The sequence below is a fragment of the Actinosynnema sp. NPDC037264 genome (genome assembly GCF_055603705.1).
On record NZ_JBVJVK010000003.1, the window covers coordinates 306,350 to 320,996 of the forward strand.

The window sequence follows — 14,647 nt, forward strand, 5'->3', positions numbered from 1 at the left end:
CCGACAGGCTGCGCGGCAACTGACGGGCGTCCTCGCGGAACACCTCGCTCCACCGGGCGAGGTTCCGCGCGGCGCGCCCGGAAACATCCACCGCGATCACGTGGTTCGCCGTGTGCGTCCTGCTCTCAGGACAGACGGTCGTGCTCGTCTTCCTGCGCCGCGTCCTGCGCCCTCCCACGACGCCGGTCACGGTCGACGTCGGATCGGGGTAGCGGCGAGGTCGAGTGGTGCGGGGACAGCCTCACCACGCCGTGGTCGAGGTCGACCGCGAGCGGTGGTGCGCCCTGGGCGTCTTCCTCGCGCATCACGGCCACGGAGTCGCGGTGGTCGAGTTCCATCCGCTTGGAGCCGTAGAACATCGCCGTGATCTCGTTGACGGTCGTCGTGGCCAGCGGTGTGCCGGCGCGCTTGCGGCGGCGTTGGCGCAGCAGTTCGTAGACCGCGATCCCGACCACCGACAACGTCCCGCCGGGGATGCTCCACGCCAACACCGTCTCCACCGCGTCCACACCACCCGAACGGGCGGGGGAGCGTCGCGGTTCCGGGTGCCTCGTGGGGTGGCGCGAAGCCACCCCACGAGGCGCGCGGGTCAGTACACGAAGCACTCCGTGCTGCTGCCCGTGTAGCCCGCCGCACGCACGTCGGCCGGGGCGAACGAGCCGGCGAACCGGCGGTCGACCTCGGCGCGCTCGGCGGCGTTCGGCAGGTCGTTGCGGCACGACACCGGCGCGCTGGAGCCGGACATCAGGTCGGCGCACAGGCCGGTCCGCCGGTCCGGCAGGCCGAGGATGTGCCCGATCTCGTGCGTCGAGATCCGCGGCCGGTAGTAGCCCTGCTGGACGGCCTGGCGTCCCATGTAGACGGTGCCGTTGCCGAGCGACGACACGTAGGCCCGCGGCCAGCCGTTGTCCGCGAGGATGCGGATGTTGACGCCGGAGGTGGAGGTCCGGCGGGCCAGCCTGACGTTGGACACCGAGTTGTTCCAGTTCGTCGCGGCGAGATCCCAGTCCGCGGTGAACTCCTGGGCCTGGCTCACGTCGTAGTACAGGGTGCGCACCAGGGCCTGCGGCTCCGCCGACGCGGCGGGCGCCGCCACCGCGACCAGCGGCAGCAGCAGGCCCAGCACGCCGGCGAGGACGCCGACGGCCTTTCGTACGAGCATGGTGGTCTCCTTGGGGTACAGGGAAGGGGAGCCGTGTGACAGGGGAGGCTCCCGCTACCCAACGAACCAGTGCGTAGCGGGTTGTCACCAGCCCCATACGTAGGGTTGTTCGGCTGTGGTCGGGTGCGTCCGCCGTGTGAAGCTGCGGCCATGACAGCCGAGACCACCGTTTCCCAGTGGCGTGACCAGGCGCTCGCGCCCCTCCTGCTCGCCTACCACCTGCGGACCGAGGCCGAGAAGGGCGTCGCGGTGTCCGCCGTCGGCGACCTGCCGCCGCGCTACCGGGCCGAGGTGCTCGACCCGCGGGCCGCGTTCGCCGCCGACACCGTGTGGGTGGCCGAGACCGGCGGGAACGCGGTGGGCTGCGTGGTGGCGTCCCCTTCGACCGGCGGCTCGCTGGAGGTCAAGCGGCTGTGGGTGGACCCGGCCCGTCGGGGCAAGGGGGCGGCGAAGGCGCTGGTCGGCGCGGTGCTCGGACACGCCGCCGACATCGGTGCGGCCTCGGTGCGCTTGTCCGTGTGGCACTGGCGGCAGGGCGCCATCGGCCTCTACGAACGCCTCGGCTTCACCCGGGTCGGCTCGTGGGACGACCGGCCCGGCCTGGTGTGCATGGAACGCCGGCAGGAATAGTTGACGCTGACTAGTTGCTCATGCATAGTCAGAGTTGACTAGGAGGTGGCGGTGAAGTCCAAGCGGAAGGTCGGCAACCTGCTCGGGTTGGCGGTGCTCGGCTATCTCGTCCGCGAGCCCCTGCACCCCTACGAGCTGAGCCGGCTCATGCGGGCGCACGGTGACGATCGCAGCATCAAGTTCACCCACGGCTCGCTCTACATGGTGTTCGGGCAGCTCGCGAAGGCCGGGTTCATCGTGGAGCACGGGACGTCCCGCGAGGGGCAGCGGCCGGAGCGCACGGTCTACGCGTTGACCGACGCCGGCCGCGCCGAGCTGAAGGACTGGATGCGCGAGCTCGTCGCCGAACCGGTGCACGAGCACCCGCGGTTCGTCGCGGCCCTGTCCATGATCGCGGCCCTGCACCCGGACGAGGTCGTCGTCCTCCTGCGCGACCGGCTGGACGGGCTGCGCCGGCAGCTGGACGAGGCCGAGGCGATCCTGGCCGGCGCCGACGCGCACCCGCTCTTCCTGGTCGAGGAGGAGTACCGCATCGCGCTGCTGAACGCCGAGGTGGCGTTCGTCCGGCACTTCCTGGAGCGCATCGACGACTGGCGCCCGCTGTGGGCGGGCTTCCACGAGGAGGAACGATGAGAGCGACCGTCATCGGCGGCGGCATCGGCGGGCCCGTGGCCGCGCTGGCCCTGCGCAAGGCCGGGATCGAGGCGACCGTCCACGAGCGGTACGACCGGACGGCCGACGGCTCGGGCGGCGCGCTCAGCATCGCGCCCAACGGCTTGCAGGCCCTGGAGGTGGTGGGCCTGGCCGACGCGGTGCGCGAGATCGGCACGCCGATCACCGCGATGGAGTTGCAGAGCTGGACGGGCAAGACGCTCGGCCGGTTCGGCAGCGAGCCGCCGCAGCTGTTGGTGTGGCGCTACGACCTCTACCGCGTGCTGCGCGACGAGACGGTCCGGCGCGGGATCGCCATCGAGCACGGCCGGGACCTCGTCGACGCCGTCGACCGCGGCACGCACGTCACGGCGCGCTTCGCCGACGGCTCCGAGGTGGACGCCGACCTGCTGGTCGGCGCGGACGGCATCCGGTCGACCGTGCGGCGGGTCATCGACCCGGGCGCGCCGGGCCCGCGGCACACCGGCCTGCTCGGCTTCGGCGCGCGGCTGGCGCGGACCGGTGAGCCGTCCTCCGGCGGCGCGATGCGGCTCGTGTCGGGCAAGCGCGCGTTCTTCGGCTACCAGGTCGACGACGACGGCTCCGGCGGCTGGTTCGCCAACCTGCCCCGCCGGACACCGCTGACCACGGCCGAGGCCAGGGCCACGAGCCCGCGGCGGTGGCTGGCCGTGCTGGGCGAGGCCTTCGCCGCCGACCGCACGCCCGCCGCGCGGATGATCGCCGCCACCGACCCGGCCGACCTGGTCGTGACGGGCGCGTTGGAGGACGTGCCGAGCGTGCCGAAGTGGAGCCGCGGCAGGCTGGTCCTGGTCGGCGACGCCGCGCACGCCACGTCGCCGAGCTCGGGCCAGGGCGCCTCGCTGGCGTTCGAGAGCGCCGTGCAACTGGCCCGCTGCCTGCGCGACCTCCCGTACGACGAGGCGTTCCGGGCCTACGAGGCGCTGCGCCGCGGCCGGGTGGAGCGGATCATCGCCCAGGCCGCGCGGACCAACCGCGACAAGGCCGCCGGTCCCGTCGGCCGCCTGCTTCGGGACGCCCTGATGCCGCTGGCGTTCAAGTTCGTCGACCCGGCGAAGTTCACCTGGCAGTTCGACCACCGGATCGAGTGGGACGACACCCTCAGCCACGCCTAGTGCCTGAGGCGAGCCCTTCCGGTCTCAGTGCGTCTTGTCGTAGCGATCGGCCATCGCCTGGTAGGCGTTCACCGCCGTGACCTCGCGGAAGTGCTTCGCGGCCTTGTCCCAGTCCCACGTCAGCTTGTCCCCGTGGTACTTCATGTCCAGGCCGCTGAAGGTCAGCTCGAGCATGAAGTCGCGCTTGGTGTCCACGATGAAGGCGCTGAGAGTCGTGCCGGTGCCGGTGTCCCCCAGCAGGACGGTCGCCTTGTCCCACGGACCGTCCGCGGTGCGCTCGGCCGCGTTGCCGCCCGATTTCGCGTAGACGTCGCGCATGAGCTGCAACTTCAGGTCGTAGCGCCCGGTCGGCGTCTTGTACTTCTCTTCGTGGTAGAGGTGGCCCTCCATGTTGGCGTTGCCGAACCCGATGGAGATCCTCCCCTCGGCGTCGCTGCTCGCGTGCCTGGGGTCGTCGTAGAAGAGGGCACGCCCCTCGCAGAGCTTGACCCCGGCCGTGTTCGTGCCGTTCGTGCTGAGCAGGTCGTCGGCGAACTTCTGGTGGTCGAGGAACTCGGCGAGCTCGCGCACGTGGTCGGCGAACATCTCGCAGGCGTCCCAGCCCTCGATGGTGCCCGCCTTCACCTCTTCCATCGACCGGACGCTGGGAGCGGTCGGAGGAGCCGGAGGCGTGCCCCCGTTGCCGCCGCCACCTCCGCACGCGGCGAGCAGGAGACCGGTGGCGAGGACCGCCACGAAGCCCTTGCCCGGCCGTCGCCGACGACCGGGTGTCGATGGGGTGGTCACGGCGCGCGTCCTCCGGGGTGGGTGTCGATCGGGGAGTCCGTCGTCTTGGCGGCGGGTGCCCGCGCGCCGGTGCGACAGCTGATCGTCACGTTAGGGGACCAGCGGTTCCGCCGGTGTCCGGCGAACACCCGACACCGGCCGCCGTCGTCTCGCGGAGCACCGCCCACGCGTCCGCCACCGGGCCGACGTGCCCGAGCTTGTCGGGGTTGATCACCGTGCGGATCGTCCGGACCCGGCCGTCGAGGATGTCGAGCGCCCAGGTGTTGACCACCTTGCCGTCCCGGTCGCGGAACACCGCGCCCGGCTCGCCGTTGACCTGCCGCGGCTCGACCACACCGCCGATCCGGACGAACGGCGGCACGAGCGCGGTGAGCACCCGGGCCACCTTCTCCGCGCCGACGAACCGCCCGGCCCACTGCGGCGCCTTGCCGCCGGCGTCGCCGACCAGGTGCACGTCGGCGGCGAGCAGCTCGCGCACGCCGTCCACGTCCCCTTCCCGGAAGGCGTCGAAGAACCGCCCGGCGAGTTCCTCGCGCTCCCGCCGGTCGGCCTCGAACCGGGGCCGGCCCGCGTCCATGTGCCGGCGCGCCCGCACCGCGAGCTGGCGGCACGCCGCCTCCGACCGACCCACCGCCGCCGCGACCTCGGGGAAGCCGAACCCGAACACCTCCCGCAGCACGAACACCGCCCGTTCGAGCGGGGAGAGCCGCTCCAGCAGGAGCAGCGCCGCCATGGACAGCGAGTCCGCCAGCTCCGCCGACCGCTCCGGGTCCTGGTACGGGTCGGTGAGCAGCGGTTCGGGGAACCACGGCCCGACGTACCGCTCGCGCCGGACGCGGGCCGAGCGCAGCACGTCGATCGAGATCCGGGTGACCACCGCGGCGAGGAACGCCTTGGTCGACGCCGGTCGGGTCGGGGAGGCGTCGTGGCGCAACCAGGTCTCCTGGACCGCGTCCTCGGCCTCGGCGACGCTGCCCAGGATCCGGTAGGCGATCGAGAACAGCAGCGGCCGCAGCTGCTCGAACTCCTCGTCACGGGTCACCAGGACACCGGGCCTTCCGCGCCGAAGAACCCACCGGTCGGTCCGTCCGCGCCGAGCGTGGCCAGCTGCACCACGACCGAGGCGCCCTGCTCGACGGTGAGGAACCCGGTGTGGTTGTTGCTGTCGGTGTCGACGTAGCCGGGCGCGACCGCGTTGACGAGCACGCCGTCCTTTCGCAGCTCGTTGGCGTACTGCACGGTCAGCGCGTTCAACGCGGACTTGGACGGCGAGTACGCCGCCGACGGCAGCAGCGCGGCGAACGGGCCGGCGGGGTCGCTGGTGAGGGTCAGGGACGCGGCGTGGCTGCTGACGTTCACCACGCGCGGCGCGGGTGAGCGCCGCAGCAGCGGCAGCACGGCGTTGGTCACCGCGATCACCCCGAAGACGTTGGTCTCGAACACCGCCCGGACCATGTCCAGGTCGACGGTGCTCGGCACCTGGTCGTGCGCGTCCGCGGGCGAGACCTGCCCGGAACCGGTGATGCCCGCGTTGTTGACCAGCACGTCGAGGCGGCCGAAGCGCTCCTCGACCTGCCTCGCGACCTCATCGACGGTGGCCTGGTCGGTGACGTCCAACGTGACCGCGTGCGCGTCGCCACCCGCCGCGCGCAACGCCTCGGCGGCCTCCTCGCCGCGCCGCCGGTCCCGCGCGCCGACCAGGACCGTGAAGCCCAGCGCCGCGAGCCGCCCCGCGACCCCGCGCCCGATCCCCTTGTTCGCCCCGGTGACCAGCGCGACCCCGTGCTCGCCCATGACCTGCTCCTGTCCCGCGTCGAATCCTTGTCGCAACCCGAGACGAGACAGCACCGGCACCTGTGACATCCGGCCGGGCAACACCGGGGCTGCGACGGCGTGCGGTGCCCGCAGCAGGTCGGTAGCTTGCGGTATGGCCTTCACCGATGAGGAGATCGCGTACCTGCGGTCGCAGCCGCTCGGTCGGTTGGCGACCCTCGGCGCGGGCGGGCAGCCCGACGTGGTGCCGGTGGCCGTCGAGTTCGACGGCGAGGTCCTGTGGGTCGGCGGCGGCGCGACCGTGCGCGACACCCGGAAGTTCCGCAACGTCGCCGCCGGGAACCACAAGGTGGCGCTGGTGGTCGACGACCTGGTGTCACTCGAACCGTTCGTGGCTCGCGGCATCCGCGTGTACGGCGACGCGGCCCAGCCGTTCGACCGGGTCGGCATGGTCGGGCCCGGCACCTACCTGCGCATCACGCCGACCGTGTCCTGGAGCTGGAACCTCGCGGGCGAGCCCGTCGGTGACGAGTGGTACGCGGCGCGGAAGACCGTGCACTAGGAGAAGCGGCCCAGCAGCAGGTCCAGGCGGGCCCGGCGGTGGCCGGGGCGCAGGCGGCGACCGTGGTCGAGGGTGGCCTGGCCGTGCAGCGCGCTCCAGAACACCTCGGTCCTGGTCTCCACGTCGTCGTCACCGGCCAGGGGCCCGACGGCGGCCACGAACTCGCCGAACGCGGCCCGCAGCTCGGGCGGCGACTCGGCGGTGCCGAACGACAGGTCGACCTCGCGCACGAACATCGCCTCGTACAGCGCGGGCCGCTCGGCGGCGAAGTCCAGGTAGGCCATCGCCAGGGCGCGTAGCGCACGCGCGGGCGAGCGGTGGGCCGTGCGGGCGGCGCGCAGGCGCTCGGTCAGGTCGGCGAAACCCTGCACGGCCACCGCGCGCACGATCGCGTCCTTGCCCTTGAAGTGGCTGTAGAGCACCGGCTGGCTGTACTCGACGCGCTCGGCCAGCCGACGGGTGGTGACCGCGTCCCACCCCTCGGCCTCGGCCAGCTCCCTGGCCGCGTCGACGATCAGCCGCCCGCGCTCGGCGCGTTCGCGCTCACGGCGCTCCTGGATGGACACACCCCGGATGCTAGCAGCGCTAGACATTCGAGCGCACGGCGAGCTAGTGTCGCTCTTGTACCTAGCACTGCTAGCACCAGGAGTCGGGACATGTCCCACCACCGGATCAACACGGTCCTCGCCGCGCTCGTCGTCCTCGCCGGCCTCTACTTCGGCCTCGGCTTCCTGCTCGACCCGCAGAGCGCGGCGGCGGGGTTCGGCATCGACCCCTGGCCGCGGGAACCGGGGTACTTCGTGGTCAAGGGCGTCCGCGACATCGCCTACGCGCTCACCGCGCTGATCCTGCTGCTGTTCCGGCACCGCCGCGCCCTCGGCTGGGTGGTGCTGGCCGACGCGGTCATCCCGATCGGAGACTGCGTCGCCGTGTTCACCAACGGCGGCACGGTGGCCTACGCGCTGGCCGTGCACGGCTCGGCGGCCGTGCTGGTGCTCATCGTGGCGGCGTCGCTGCTGTGGGAGACCCGGAAGCGGGCGACCCCGCGGCCGTGAGCAGGAACGCGGGGGACCACCAGTAGTCGTGCAGCCGGGTGACCCGGACCTCGGTGAACCCGGCCCGCTCGACCTGCTCCGCCCACCGCGCCGCGGGCTGCTCCCAGGTGGCCCGGGTCGCGCCCGGCACCAGCTGGCCGGTCAGCACCGGCATCAGGAACCCCTGCGCCACCAGGTCCCGGTCCTCCTCGTACTCGGCCAGCCCGCGTTCGTAGGCCTCGGCCAGGAACCTGAGGTGCTCCGGGCTCGCGGGCGGCAGGTCCGGCACGTCGAACTCGACCACGGCGAGCACCCCGACGTGCCCGACCAGGTCGGCCAGCACGCCGTCGCGCACCTCGTGCGGCAGCGTGTGCAGGGCGAACGTCGACTGCGCCACGTCGAACACCGCGTCCGCCGGCAACGCCGCCGCGAACGGCTCCACCCTCGTGCGCCGGGCGTCGACGTCGTACCCGGCCAGCGCCCGCACCGCCTCGTCGAGCAGCGCCGCGGACGGCTCGACCAGCGTCACCGAGGCCGGCGCGTGCTCCGAGGCCAGGACGGGCCGCAGCGCCCGCCCGTCACCGCAGCCGACGTCCAGCAGGCTCGACGGCCGCGCCCGCGCGTACACCCGCGCCAACGCCTCGGTGACCGCCCGGTACAGGCCCACGTTGCCGCCACCGTCGATGAACGCCTCGAACGCCGCGGGCTGGTCGTACACCGAGCCGGTCCGCGCCGCCGCCAGGTGCTCGGCCAACGCCGCCGCCAGCGGTGTGCCCCCACCGCGCAGCGCCTCCCTCGCGCCGTCGACGTCGCCGCCCGCCAGTGCCCGCAGAGCTTCCTCGCTGTGGTTCGTCACGCTCCGAGCATGCCAAACGCCGCAGGTCGTCACCGGGAGTTGGCCGGACGTTGGTCAGTCGTTGGCGTGTCGCGCTGCACTGTCACCTGAACGAATCCGAGCAGGGGGAGAGATTTCCGTGGGAACGCGAGGGCACGGCGGCGACGCGGCCGGGGAGGGCCGGCGATGACCGACCAGTGGACCGGAGCCGGGATCTTCGAGAGCTACGCGAGCTTCGTCAAGACGATCGAGGGTGACGCGCAGAGCGAGACCGAACGCGTGCTGGACATCACGTTCGGCGCGATCGACGTGGTCGCCTCGACGGTGGCGCTGGCGATCGACCCGATCGGCACGCTGCTCGCGGCCGGGATCGGGTGGCTGATCGAGCACGTCAGCTTCCTGCGCGAGCCGCTGGACATGCTGATGGGCGACCGCGACGCCATCCAGGCGCACATCGAGCTGGTGAAGGCCGACGCCAAGCAGATCCGCGACCAGGCCGAGCTGCACAAGACCGCGATGGACCAGTTCACCGGCTGGGAGGGCAAGGCGGCCGAGGCGTTCAGGCAGAGCATGGACCGGCTCGGCGGCGAGCTGGACTCGCTGGCCGAGGTCGTGGACGGCACGGCGCGCGTCACGGCGGTGACCGGCACGCTGATCATCATCCTGCGCGACATCGTGCGCGACCTGATCGCCGGCCTGCTCGCCCAGCTCGTCAAGGGCGCGTTGATCGCGGCGGCGGCCGCGGTGTTCACCCTGGGCGCGTCCATCGTCGGGTTCATCGGGTACGCGGTCGGGGCGGCCACCGCGCTGGCCGTGCAGATCGGCGCCCGGATCGCCAAGCTGATCGCCGCGCTGGGCAGGCAGGCCGCGCGGCTGGGCAAGCTCGGCGGTTCGATGGGCTCGATCGCGCAGGGCTTCTCGCGGTTCGGCGACGCGGGCGGCATCGTGCACGAGTCGGTCAAGGCGGGCGGCGGGTACGGCGACTTCTACGGCGACGGCAAGAGCGGCGCGCCGGACCAGTCGAAGGCGGCCGTCTGATGGCCCGCCACGGAGGCGGTGGCTCCACGCCGCCGCCCGGCAGCCCGGACAGCACCACCAGCACGACCAGCAACCCGTTCAGCGACCGGTACGAGGTCAGCCCGCCGCCCTCGCCCAACCCGTTCTCGGACTTCTACCAGATCAGCGACAACGGCAGCGCGATGAGCCTGGACAACCTGGACTGGCAGGCGCAGAACCTCGACAACCTGGGCGCCGGCCTCACCACGACGAGCCAGAACCTCGGCTCGCACCAGGCCACGGCCGACGCGTACGGCGCGTTCGGCAGCATGATCGCGTCACCGCTGAACACGACGATCAGCCAGGGCGCGGACACGACCAAGGCCGCCGCGGACGCCGCCGCCAACGCCGCCCAGAAGGTCCGCGACTCGGCCGAGACGATGCGCACGACCGACAGCGACATCACCGACGACCTGAACAGCATCGGGCAGGACAACGACGTCTACCAGGGACCGCCCGGCTCGTCGGGCGGGCGTTCCGACGGCGGCACGGGCGGTCAGGGCGACCGCGCCGACGGCGACAACGGCACCGTGCCGCCGCCTCCCGAGGTGACCGGTGACGGCCCGATGTCGCCACCGCCGAACGCCACGCCGATGCCGAACCCGGACCCCAGGCCGATCGGCGACCGCATCGGCGACATCCGGCAGCAGCTCGGCGTGAACAACGACGTCGGCGCGGTCGTCGTGCCCACGGGCAACCGGCCGGACGGCCGCCCGTACACCCTCGACACGCCGGTCATGGACCTGCCGCCGGGCAACCGCCACGGCCTCACCCCCGAGCAGCAGGGGATGACCCTCGGCGAGATGATGGGCTTCCCGCCGGACCTCATGGCCGACCCGGACTTCGCCGGCACCCCGGCCAAGGACGCCCTCGACATGCAGGGCGGCGGCGCCTACAACGGCGACAGCAACCTGCTCATGCTCGACGACCAGCACAACGACAACGCGACGCTGGTGCACGAGGTCGGGCACGCCAGGCAGAACGAGCACGGCTTCAACCACCACAACTCGCACAACACGTTGCTGGAGTACCAGAACGTGCTGGTCAACGAGAACGCCCACCACGACGCCAACGGCAACCCGCCGCGACTGGCCTACCAGCCGCCGCCGGGCCAACCCCCGACCGACTGGAACGGCCTGCGCGACTACGTCCAGGGCAACCCGGTGACCCTCAACGGGCAGCAGCTCACCCCGAACCCCGCCCACCGGGACCAGAACCTGGTCCTGCTCGACCAGATCGAGCAGCTCACCGGACCCGGCGGCCCGTACGCCGCGGACGGCGCACGGGTGCGCGACAACCTGATCAAGGAGTTCTTCGCCAAGGAGAAGCAGTTGCAGGGGTAGTGCGCGCGCCCGCCCCCGGCTAGCCGCGGCCGGGGGCCGGGCTGCGCATCACGATCAGGTCGCCGTGACCGCCGTACCCCAGCACGTGCTCGGCGTACTGCGTGCCGTCGAACGTGATCAGCCACCACTCGCGGCCGACCGGCAGCAGCATCGGGTGCGGGATGTTCGTGCCGTACGGCGCGTCGAGCGTGCCCAGCTTGCGCATCGCCAGGTCGTACACGGGGTAGTTGCGCGCGTCGCCGTCGCTGGCGAAGAGGTACCACTCGCGGCCGACCCGCTGGATGATCGTGCCCTCGGTCTGGTCCACGGCGGTGTCCGCGCCGACCAGCCGCGTCCGCGTGTAGTCCGCGCCGGGGGCGGCGACGGCGAGCGCCGGGTGGAAGACGAACGCGGGCTGCTGCGCCTCGCTCTCCACGAACGCGAGGTGCCAGCGGTCGTTCACGCGGGTCAGCGCCGGGTCCCACGAGCTGACGGAGGTCGGCAGCGGCAGCCGCTCGGTGCGCAGCACGTGCACGCCGCGCAGCACGTTCGCGGTGGTCGCGGCGTGCCGGATGTGCACGCCCCGGAACGCGAAGTCGCCCCACGAGCTCATGAGCAGGATGAACCGGCCGGTGCGGTCGTCGTACACGACCTGCCCGGCGTGGTCGCCCAGCACCACGCCGTCGCGCTCGAAGAACAGGATCGCGACCTGCTCCAGGCGGGACGGGTCGGCCAGGTCGATCGTCCACACCGCCCAGTGCGCCTGCTGGAAGAAGCCCAGCCCGGCGTTGGTCATGGTCAGGTACAGCTTGCCGTCGCGGATGAACGGCCTGCCGTCGGCGTGCTGCACCACGTGCGGGTCGCGGACGCCGGCCTGGCCGAAGTAGCCCGCGCGCACCCGGCCCAGCCGCACGTCGCCGCCGCGCCCGCCGTAGGCGTAGTCCAGGCCGCCCAGCACCGCGGGCACCCGCAGGTCGACCAGCGCGCGCACGCCGTCCCGCTCGGTCAGCACGGGCTGCCAGCCGGTGCCCGTGCCGGTGGTGTCGACCAGGACGGTGACCGCGTTCTCGTTGACCACGACGGCGAACCGGAACGCGCCGGTCACGCGCACGTCGGCGGACTTCAGCGTGGTCGTCGCGCCGCCGGTGGTCACCTCGATCGTCGCCTTGCCGGTGGTCGCGTCGAGCGTGCCGAGCACGGACGTGCCGCCGCCGGCCAGGCCCGCCACCACCACGCCCTCGGCGCGCTGCACCTCCACCAGCACCGACCCGAACGGCGCACGGGGCCGGACACCGGTGCCGACCAGCGTGTCCGCCGTGGTGACCGGTGGTGTGATCGCGCTGTCGTACTGCACGAACCGCGGCGCGACCAGGTCGAACGGGCGGTGCTTGTGCGCCACCGCGAAGTGCAGGTCGAACGGAGTCGTCGCCGGCTGACCCATCGCGGGCACGTTACCGAACAGCGTCGAGAGCGCCCCGACCGCACCCGCCGCCCCGGCGTGGCGCAGCAACGCGCGTCGATCCATGTCCCGTGCCGCCATCGGACCTCCTCGGACTCCTGCCGGTACTTGTCAACCATGTGTTACAGGCAGGTGTGACCAAGTGTCCAGGGCTCAGGCGGTCAGCACGAGCTTCCCGCGCCCGTGCCCCTCGGCGGCGGCCCGGTGCGCCGCGGCGGCGTCGGCCAGCGGGAACGCCCGGCCGACGGTGGTGACGAGCTCGCCCTTCGCGGCGAGATCCGCCACTTCGGCCAGGCGTTCGGCGGACCGCCGCGGCGGCCCTTCGGTGAACACCACGCCCAGCTCGGCGGCGGCCGCCCCGTCGGCGATGGTGACGATGCGGTCCGTGCCGCCGCGCAGCTCGATCGAGGCGGGCAGCGCGCCCTTGCCCGCGACGTCGAACACCGCGTCGACACCCTCGGGCGCCAACGCGCGCACCCGCCGCACCAGGCCCTCGCCGTACGTCGTCGGCGTGGCGCCGAGCGCGGCGACGTGCTCCTGGTTGGCCGGGCCGGCGGTGCCGATGACCCGCAGCCCCGCCAGCACGCCCAGCTGCACGGCGATCGTGCCGACACCGCCCGCCGCGCCGTGCACCAGCAGCGTCTCGCCCGGCTCGACGCCGAGCAGGCCGAACACGCGGTCGGTGGTCTCGACGGCCACGGGCAGCGTCACGGCGTGCTCCCACGACAGCCCTTCCGGCTTGCGCGCGACCGTGGTGGCCAGCGCGTACTCGGCGTACGCGCCGGTGTCGGACCAGCCGAGCACCTCGTCGCCGACCGACCAGCCGTCGACCTCCGAGCCGACCGCGTCGACCACGCCCGCGACCTCGACGCCGAGGATCGTGGGCAGCGGCGTGCTGAAGAACGCTTCCATGGCGCCGGCGCGGACCTTCGCGTCGTACGGGTTCACCCCGACCGCCCGCACCCGCAGGCGCACCTGGCCGGGCCCCGGCCCGGGCTGTTCGACCTCGTCCAGGCGCAGGCTCTCGGGCCCGCCGAAGCGGCTCAGCACAACGGCTTTCACGGTGTCTCCTCTGCGGGGCGGAGCTTGGCGACCAGTTCACCGCGGCTGCGCACGTCGACCTTGCCGAACACCGACTTCAAGTGGTCCTGCACGGTGTGCGCGGAGATGACGAGCCGGGCCGCGATGTCCGAAGTGGACCGCCCGGCGATGACCTCGTGGCACACCTCGCGCTCCCGGGCGGTGAGGCCGTAGGCGGCGAGGAGCAGGCCGAGCAGCTCGGCGCCGGACGCCCGTTCGACGGTCACCACCGTCTCGCGGTCGTCCTCCGCGATCAACCGGCAGGCCTGCAGCAGGACCCAGCCGCCGGACGCGTCGCGCACGCGCGCCCGGAACGTGCCGGACGGCGCCGCCCGCGCCCCGGTCACCACGGCACGCAGCATCAGCGCGAACCGGCCGGGCGCGATCGCGTCCAGCTCCTCCCGCCAGGTCCGGGCGGCCGCCGTGGCCGCACGCGGCTCGCCGTCCGGGCCGACCACCACGATCGCCGGCTCGCCACCGGCCCGGGGGTTCCCGCCCCGCGCCGCCACCCTCGTCGCGGCGGCCAGCGCGGGCGCGACGGAGGCGACGAAGTCGACCTCCCGGTCGGTGAACTCGCCGCGCCGCACCAGGCCCGCCGCGCCCCAGCACGTGCCGTCCACCCGGAACACCACGCGCAGCTCGTGGCTCAGGCCGAGCGGTCGCCACACCTCGTTGAGCCTGCCGCTGCGGGCGACGTCGCGGCGCGGCACGTCCGACAGCCGCGCCACCGGCTCCGGGCGGCGGGCCAGCTCGGCGAACGTGTGCGGCTCGTCGCCGCCGTACTCGCAGGCCGCCAGCAGCGGCTCGTACTCGGCGGGGATGGCGTTCGGGCCGCTGGTCATCGTGCTGATCACGGCGGTGTCCGGGTCGAGCGACGCCCAGCAGGTCAGGTCGGTCGGCACGACCCGCTCGACCACGTCGATCGCGGCCCGGTGCAGCTCGGCGACCCCGAGGCCCGCCGCGGCCAGCGCGGCGATCTCGCGCCGCGCGCCGACTGCCCGGCCTTCCCACATGCTCGGAGTATGCGCCGGTGACGGCCGCGCTTCCATCCCACATTTCCGGGATGGCGGCCGGTCGCGGACCGCTCCTACCGTCGGGCCATGGAGGCACGCCTGCGCACCGCCCGCCAGGGCTTCGAGGGGG

At 73.0% G+C, this 14,647-nt stretch carries 17 protein-coding genes; 7 read left to right on the forward strand and 10 right to left on the reverse strand.

Annotated features, from left to right (window positions below):
• Positions 1 to 125 precede the first annotated feature (125 nt).
• Together ACZ7GX_RS05895 and ACZ7GX_RS05900 are read right to left on the reverse strand one after the other, a co-directional pair.
• Positions 126 to 500, reverse strand: coding sequence for a DUF6191 domain-containing protein (locus ACZ7GX_RS05895; protein ID WP_498773310.1), 375 nt, complete (start codon positions 498 to 500; stop codon positions 126 to 128).
• Positions 501 to 589: 89 nt separating this feature from the next.
• The gene (locus tag ACZ7GX_RS05900) at positions 590 to 1,162 is read right to left on the reverse strand and encodes a snapalysin family zinc-dependent metalloprotease (RefSeq protein ID WP_498773312.1); all 573 of its coding nucleotides are present in this window, start codon (positions 1,160 to 1,162) and stop codon (positions 590 to 592) included.
• 150 nt (positions 1,163 to 1,312) lie between these two features.
• Here ACZ7GX_RS05900 and ACZ7GX_RS05905 point away from each other — a divergent pair, with 150 nt between their 5' ends.
• Genes ACZ7GX_RS05905 through ACZ7GX_RS05915 form a run of 3 tightly spaced genes read left to right on the forward strand, consistent with a single transcriptional unit; the run spans position 1,313 to position 3,597 of the window.
• Complete coding sequence (locus ACZ7GX_RS05905; RefSeq protein WP_498773314.1) at positions 1,313 to 1,792, forward strand: GNAT family N-acetyltransferase; 480 nt, start codon at positions 1,313 to 1,315, stop codon at positions 1,790 to 1,792.
• A 51-nt stretch (positions 1,793 to 1,843) separates the two neighbouring features.
• Entirely contained in the window at positions 1,844 to 2,425 is a 582-nt protein-coding gene (locus ACZ7GX_RS05910) for a PadR family transcriptional regulator (RefSeq protein ID WP_498773316.1), read from the forward strand.
• Complete coding sequence (locus ACZ7GX_RS05915) at positions 2,422 to 3,597, forward strand: FAD-dependent oxidoreductase (RefSeq protein ID WP_498773318.1); 1,176 nt, start codon at positions 2,422 to 2,424, stop codon at positions 3,595 to 3,597. The genes ACZ7GX_RS05910 and ACZ7GX_RS05915 overlap by 4 nt, the downstream gene beginning before the upstream one ends.
• A 24-nt stretch (positions 3,598 to 3,621) precedes the next feature.
• Here the strand turns inward: ACZ7GX_RS05915 and ACZ7GX_RS05920 are convergent, their stop codons facing one another.
• The 3 genes from ACZ7GX_RS05920 to ACZ7GX_RS05930 all read right to left on the reverse strand — a co-directional run bounded on the left by ACZ7GX_RS05920 (position 3,622) and on the right by ACZ7GX_RS05930 (position 6,177).
• Complete coding sequence (locus ACZ7GX_RS05920) at positions 3,622 to 4,230, reverse strand: hypothetical protein (protein ID WP_498773320.1); 609 nt, start codon at positions 4,228 to 4,230, stop codon at positions 3,622 to 3,624.
• A gap of 238 nt (positions 4,231 to 4,468) precedes the next feature.
• On the reverse strand, positions 4,469 to 5,425 hold the full coding sequence (locus tag ACZ7GX_RS05925) for an RNA polymerase sigma-70 factor (protein ID WP_498773322.1): 957 nt from the start codon (positions 5,423 to 5,425) through the stop codon (positions 4,469 to 4,471).
• Positions 5,422 to 6,177: an SDR family NAD(P)-dependent oxidoreductase gene (locus ACZ7GX_RS05930; RefSeq protein ID WP_498773323.1), complete on the reverse strand. Its 756-nt coding sequence runs from the start codon at positions 6,175 to 6,177 to the stop codon at positions 5,422 to 5,424. The genes ACZ7GX_RS05925 and ACZ7GX_RS05930 overlap by 4 nt, the downstream gene beginning before the upstream one ends.
• 133 nt (positions 6,178 to 6,310) lie before the next feature.
• On the opposite strand from ACZ7GX_RS05930, the gene ACZ7GX_RS05935 reads away from it, so the two are divergent.
• Positions 6,311 to 6,718: a PPOX class F420-dependent oxidoreductase gene (locus tag ACZ7GX_RS05935; protein WP_498773325.1), complete on the forward strand. Its 408-nt coding sequence runs from the start codon at positions 6,311 to 6,313 to the stop codon at positions 6,716 to 6,718.
• Here the strand turns inward: ACZ7GX_RS05935 and ACZ7GX_RS05940 are convergent.
• Positions 6,715 to 7,284 carry a TetR/AcrR family transcriptional regulator gene (locus tag ACZ7GX_RS05940; protein WP_498773327.1) on the reverse strand — a complete coding sequence of 190 codons (570 nt, stop codon included), beginning with the start codon at positions 7,282 to 7,284 and terminating at the stop codon, positions 6,715 to 6,717. The two genes, ACZ7GX_RS05935 and ACZ7GX_RS05940, sit on opposite strands and share 4 nt — an antisense overlap.
• A 90-nt stretch (positions 7,285 to 7,374) precedes the next feature.
• Between ACZ7GX_RS05940 and ACZ7GX_RS05945 the strand changes: the two genes are divergently transcribed.
• Positions 7,375 to 7,773 carry a DUF4267 domain-containing protein gene (locus ACZ7GX_RS05945; protein ID WP_498773328.1) on the forward strand — a complete coding sequence of 133 codons (399 nt, stop codon included), beginning with the start codon at positions 7,375 to 7,377 and terminating at the stop codon, positions 7,771 to 7,773.
• Here ACZ7GX_RS05945 and ACZ7GX_RS05950 read toward each other — a convergent pair.
• Positions 7,715 to 8,608, reverse strand: a complete 894-nt coding sequence (locus tag ACZ7GX_RS05950; protein ID WP_498773330.1) for a class I SAM-dependent methyltransferase — start codon at positions 8,606 to 8,608, stop codon at positions 7,715 to 7,717. The two genes, ACZ7GX_RS05945 and ACZ7GX_RS05950, sit on opposite strands and share 59 nt — an antisense overlap.
• Positions 8,609 to 8,773: 165 nt before the next feature.
• On the opposite strand from ACZ7GX_RS05950, the gene ACZ7GX_RS05955 reads away from it, so the two are divergent.
• Both ACZ7GX_RS05955 and ACZ7GX_RS05960 read left to right on the forward strand, forming a co-directional pair.
• Positions 8,774 to 9,625 carry a WXG100 family type VII secretion target gene (locus ACZ7GX_RS05955; RefSeq protein WP_498773332.1) on the forward strand — a complete coding sequence of 284 codons (852 nt, stop codon included), beginning with the start codon at positions 8,774 to 8,776 and terminating at the stop codon, positions 9,623 to 9,625.
• The gene (locus tag ACZ7GX_RS05960; RefSeq protein WP_498773334.1) at positions 9,625 to 10,986 is read left to right on the forward strand and encodes a hypothetical protein; all 1,362 of its coding nucleotides are present in this window, start codon (positions 9,625 to 9,627) and stop codon (positions 10,984 to 10,986) included. Before ACZ7GX_RS05955 ends, ACZ7GX_RS05960 begins: the two co-directional genes overlap by 1 nt.
• Positions 10,987 to 11,005: 19 nt before the next feature.
• Here ACZ7GX_RS05960 and ACZ7GX_RS05965 read toward each other — a convergent pair whose 3' ends face one another.
• From ACZ7GX_RS05965 to ACZ7GX_RS05975, 3 genes are all read right to left on the reverse strand, one after another.
• Positions 11,006 to 12,505, reverse strand: coding sequence for a hypothetical protein (locus ACZ7GX_RS05965; protein WP_498773336.1), 1,500 nt, complete (start codon positions 12,503 to 12,505; stop codon positions 11,006 to 11,008).
• A gap of 72 nt (positions 12,506 to 12,577) precedes the next feature.
• Positions 12,578 to 13,486, reverse strand: a complete 909-nt coding sequence (locus ACZ7GX_RS05970; protein WP_498773338.1) for an NADP-dependent oxidoreductase — start codon at positions 13,484 to 13,486, stop codon at positions 12,578 to 12,580.
• A complete protein-coding gene (locus ACZ7GX_RS05975; RefSeq protein WP_498773340.1) occupies positions 13,483 to 14,517 on the reverse strand; it encodes a helix-turn-helix transcriptional regulator in 1,035 nt (344 codons plus the stop codon). The genes ACZ7GX_RS05970 and ACZ7GX_RS05975 overlap by 4 nt, the downstream gene beginning before the upstream one ends.
• Between the last annotated feature and the right edge of the window lie 130 nt (positions 14,518 to 14,647).

Bases quoted from the DNA above. Each gene is read 5' to 3' on its own strand.
- ACZ7GX_RS05900 (WP_498773312.1), bottom strand. From the start codon at position 1,162: ATGCTCGTACGAAAGGCCGTCGGCGTCCTCGCCGGCGTGCTGGGCCTG.
- ACZ7GX_RS05905 (WP_498773314.1), top strand. From the start codon at position 1,313: ATGACAGCCGAGACCACCGTTTCCCAGTGGCGTGACCAGGCGCTCGCG.
- ACZ7GX_RS05915 (WP_498773318.1), top strand. From the start codon at position 2,422: ATGAGAGCGACCGTCATCGGCGGCGGCATCGGCGGGCCCGTGGCCGCG.
- ACZ7GX_RS05920 (WP_498773320.1), bottom strand. From the start codon at position 4,230: ATGGAAGAGGTGAAGGCGGGCACCATCGAGGGCTGGGACGCCTGCGAG.
- ACZ7GX_RS05930 (WP_498773323.1), bottom strand. From the start codon at position 6,177: ATGGGCGAGCACGGGGTCGCGCTGGTCACCGGGGCGAACAAGGGGATC.
- ACZ7GX_RS05935 (WP_498773325.1), top strand. From the start codon at position 6,311: ATGGCCTTCACCGATGAGGAGATCGCGTACCTGCGGTCGCAGCCGCTC.
- ACZ7GX_RS05945 (WP_498773328.1), top strand. From the start codon at position 7,375: ATGTCCCACCACCGGATCAACACGGTCCTCGCCGCGCTCGTCGTCCTC.
- ACZ7GX_RS05955 (WP_498773332.1), top strand. From the start codon at position 8,774: ATGACCGACCAGTGGACCGGAGCCGGGATCTTCGAGAGCTACGCGAGC.
- ACZ7GX_RS05960 (WP_498773334.1), top strand. From the start codon at position 9,625: ATGGCCCGCCACGGAGGCGGTGGCTCCACGCCGCCGCCCGGCAGCCCG.
- ACZ7GX_RS05965 (WP_498773336.1), bottom strand. From the start codon at position 12,505: ATGGCGGCACGGGACATGGATCGACGCGCGTTGCTGCGCCACGCCGGG.
- ACZ7GX_RS05975 (WP_498773340.1), bottom strand. From the start codon at position 14,517: ATGTGGGAAGGCCGGGCAGTCGGCGCGCGGCGCGAGATCGCCGCGCTG.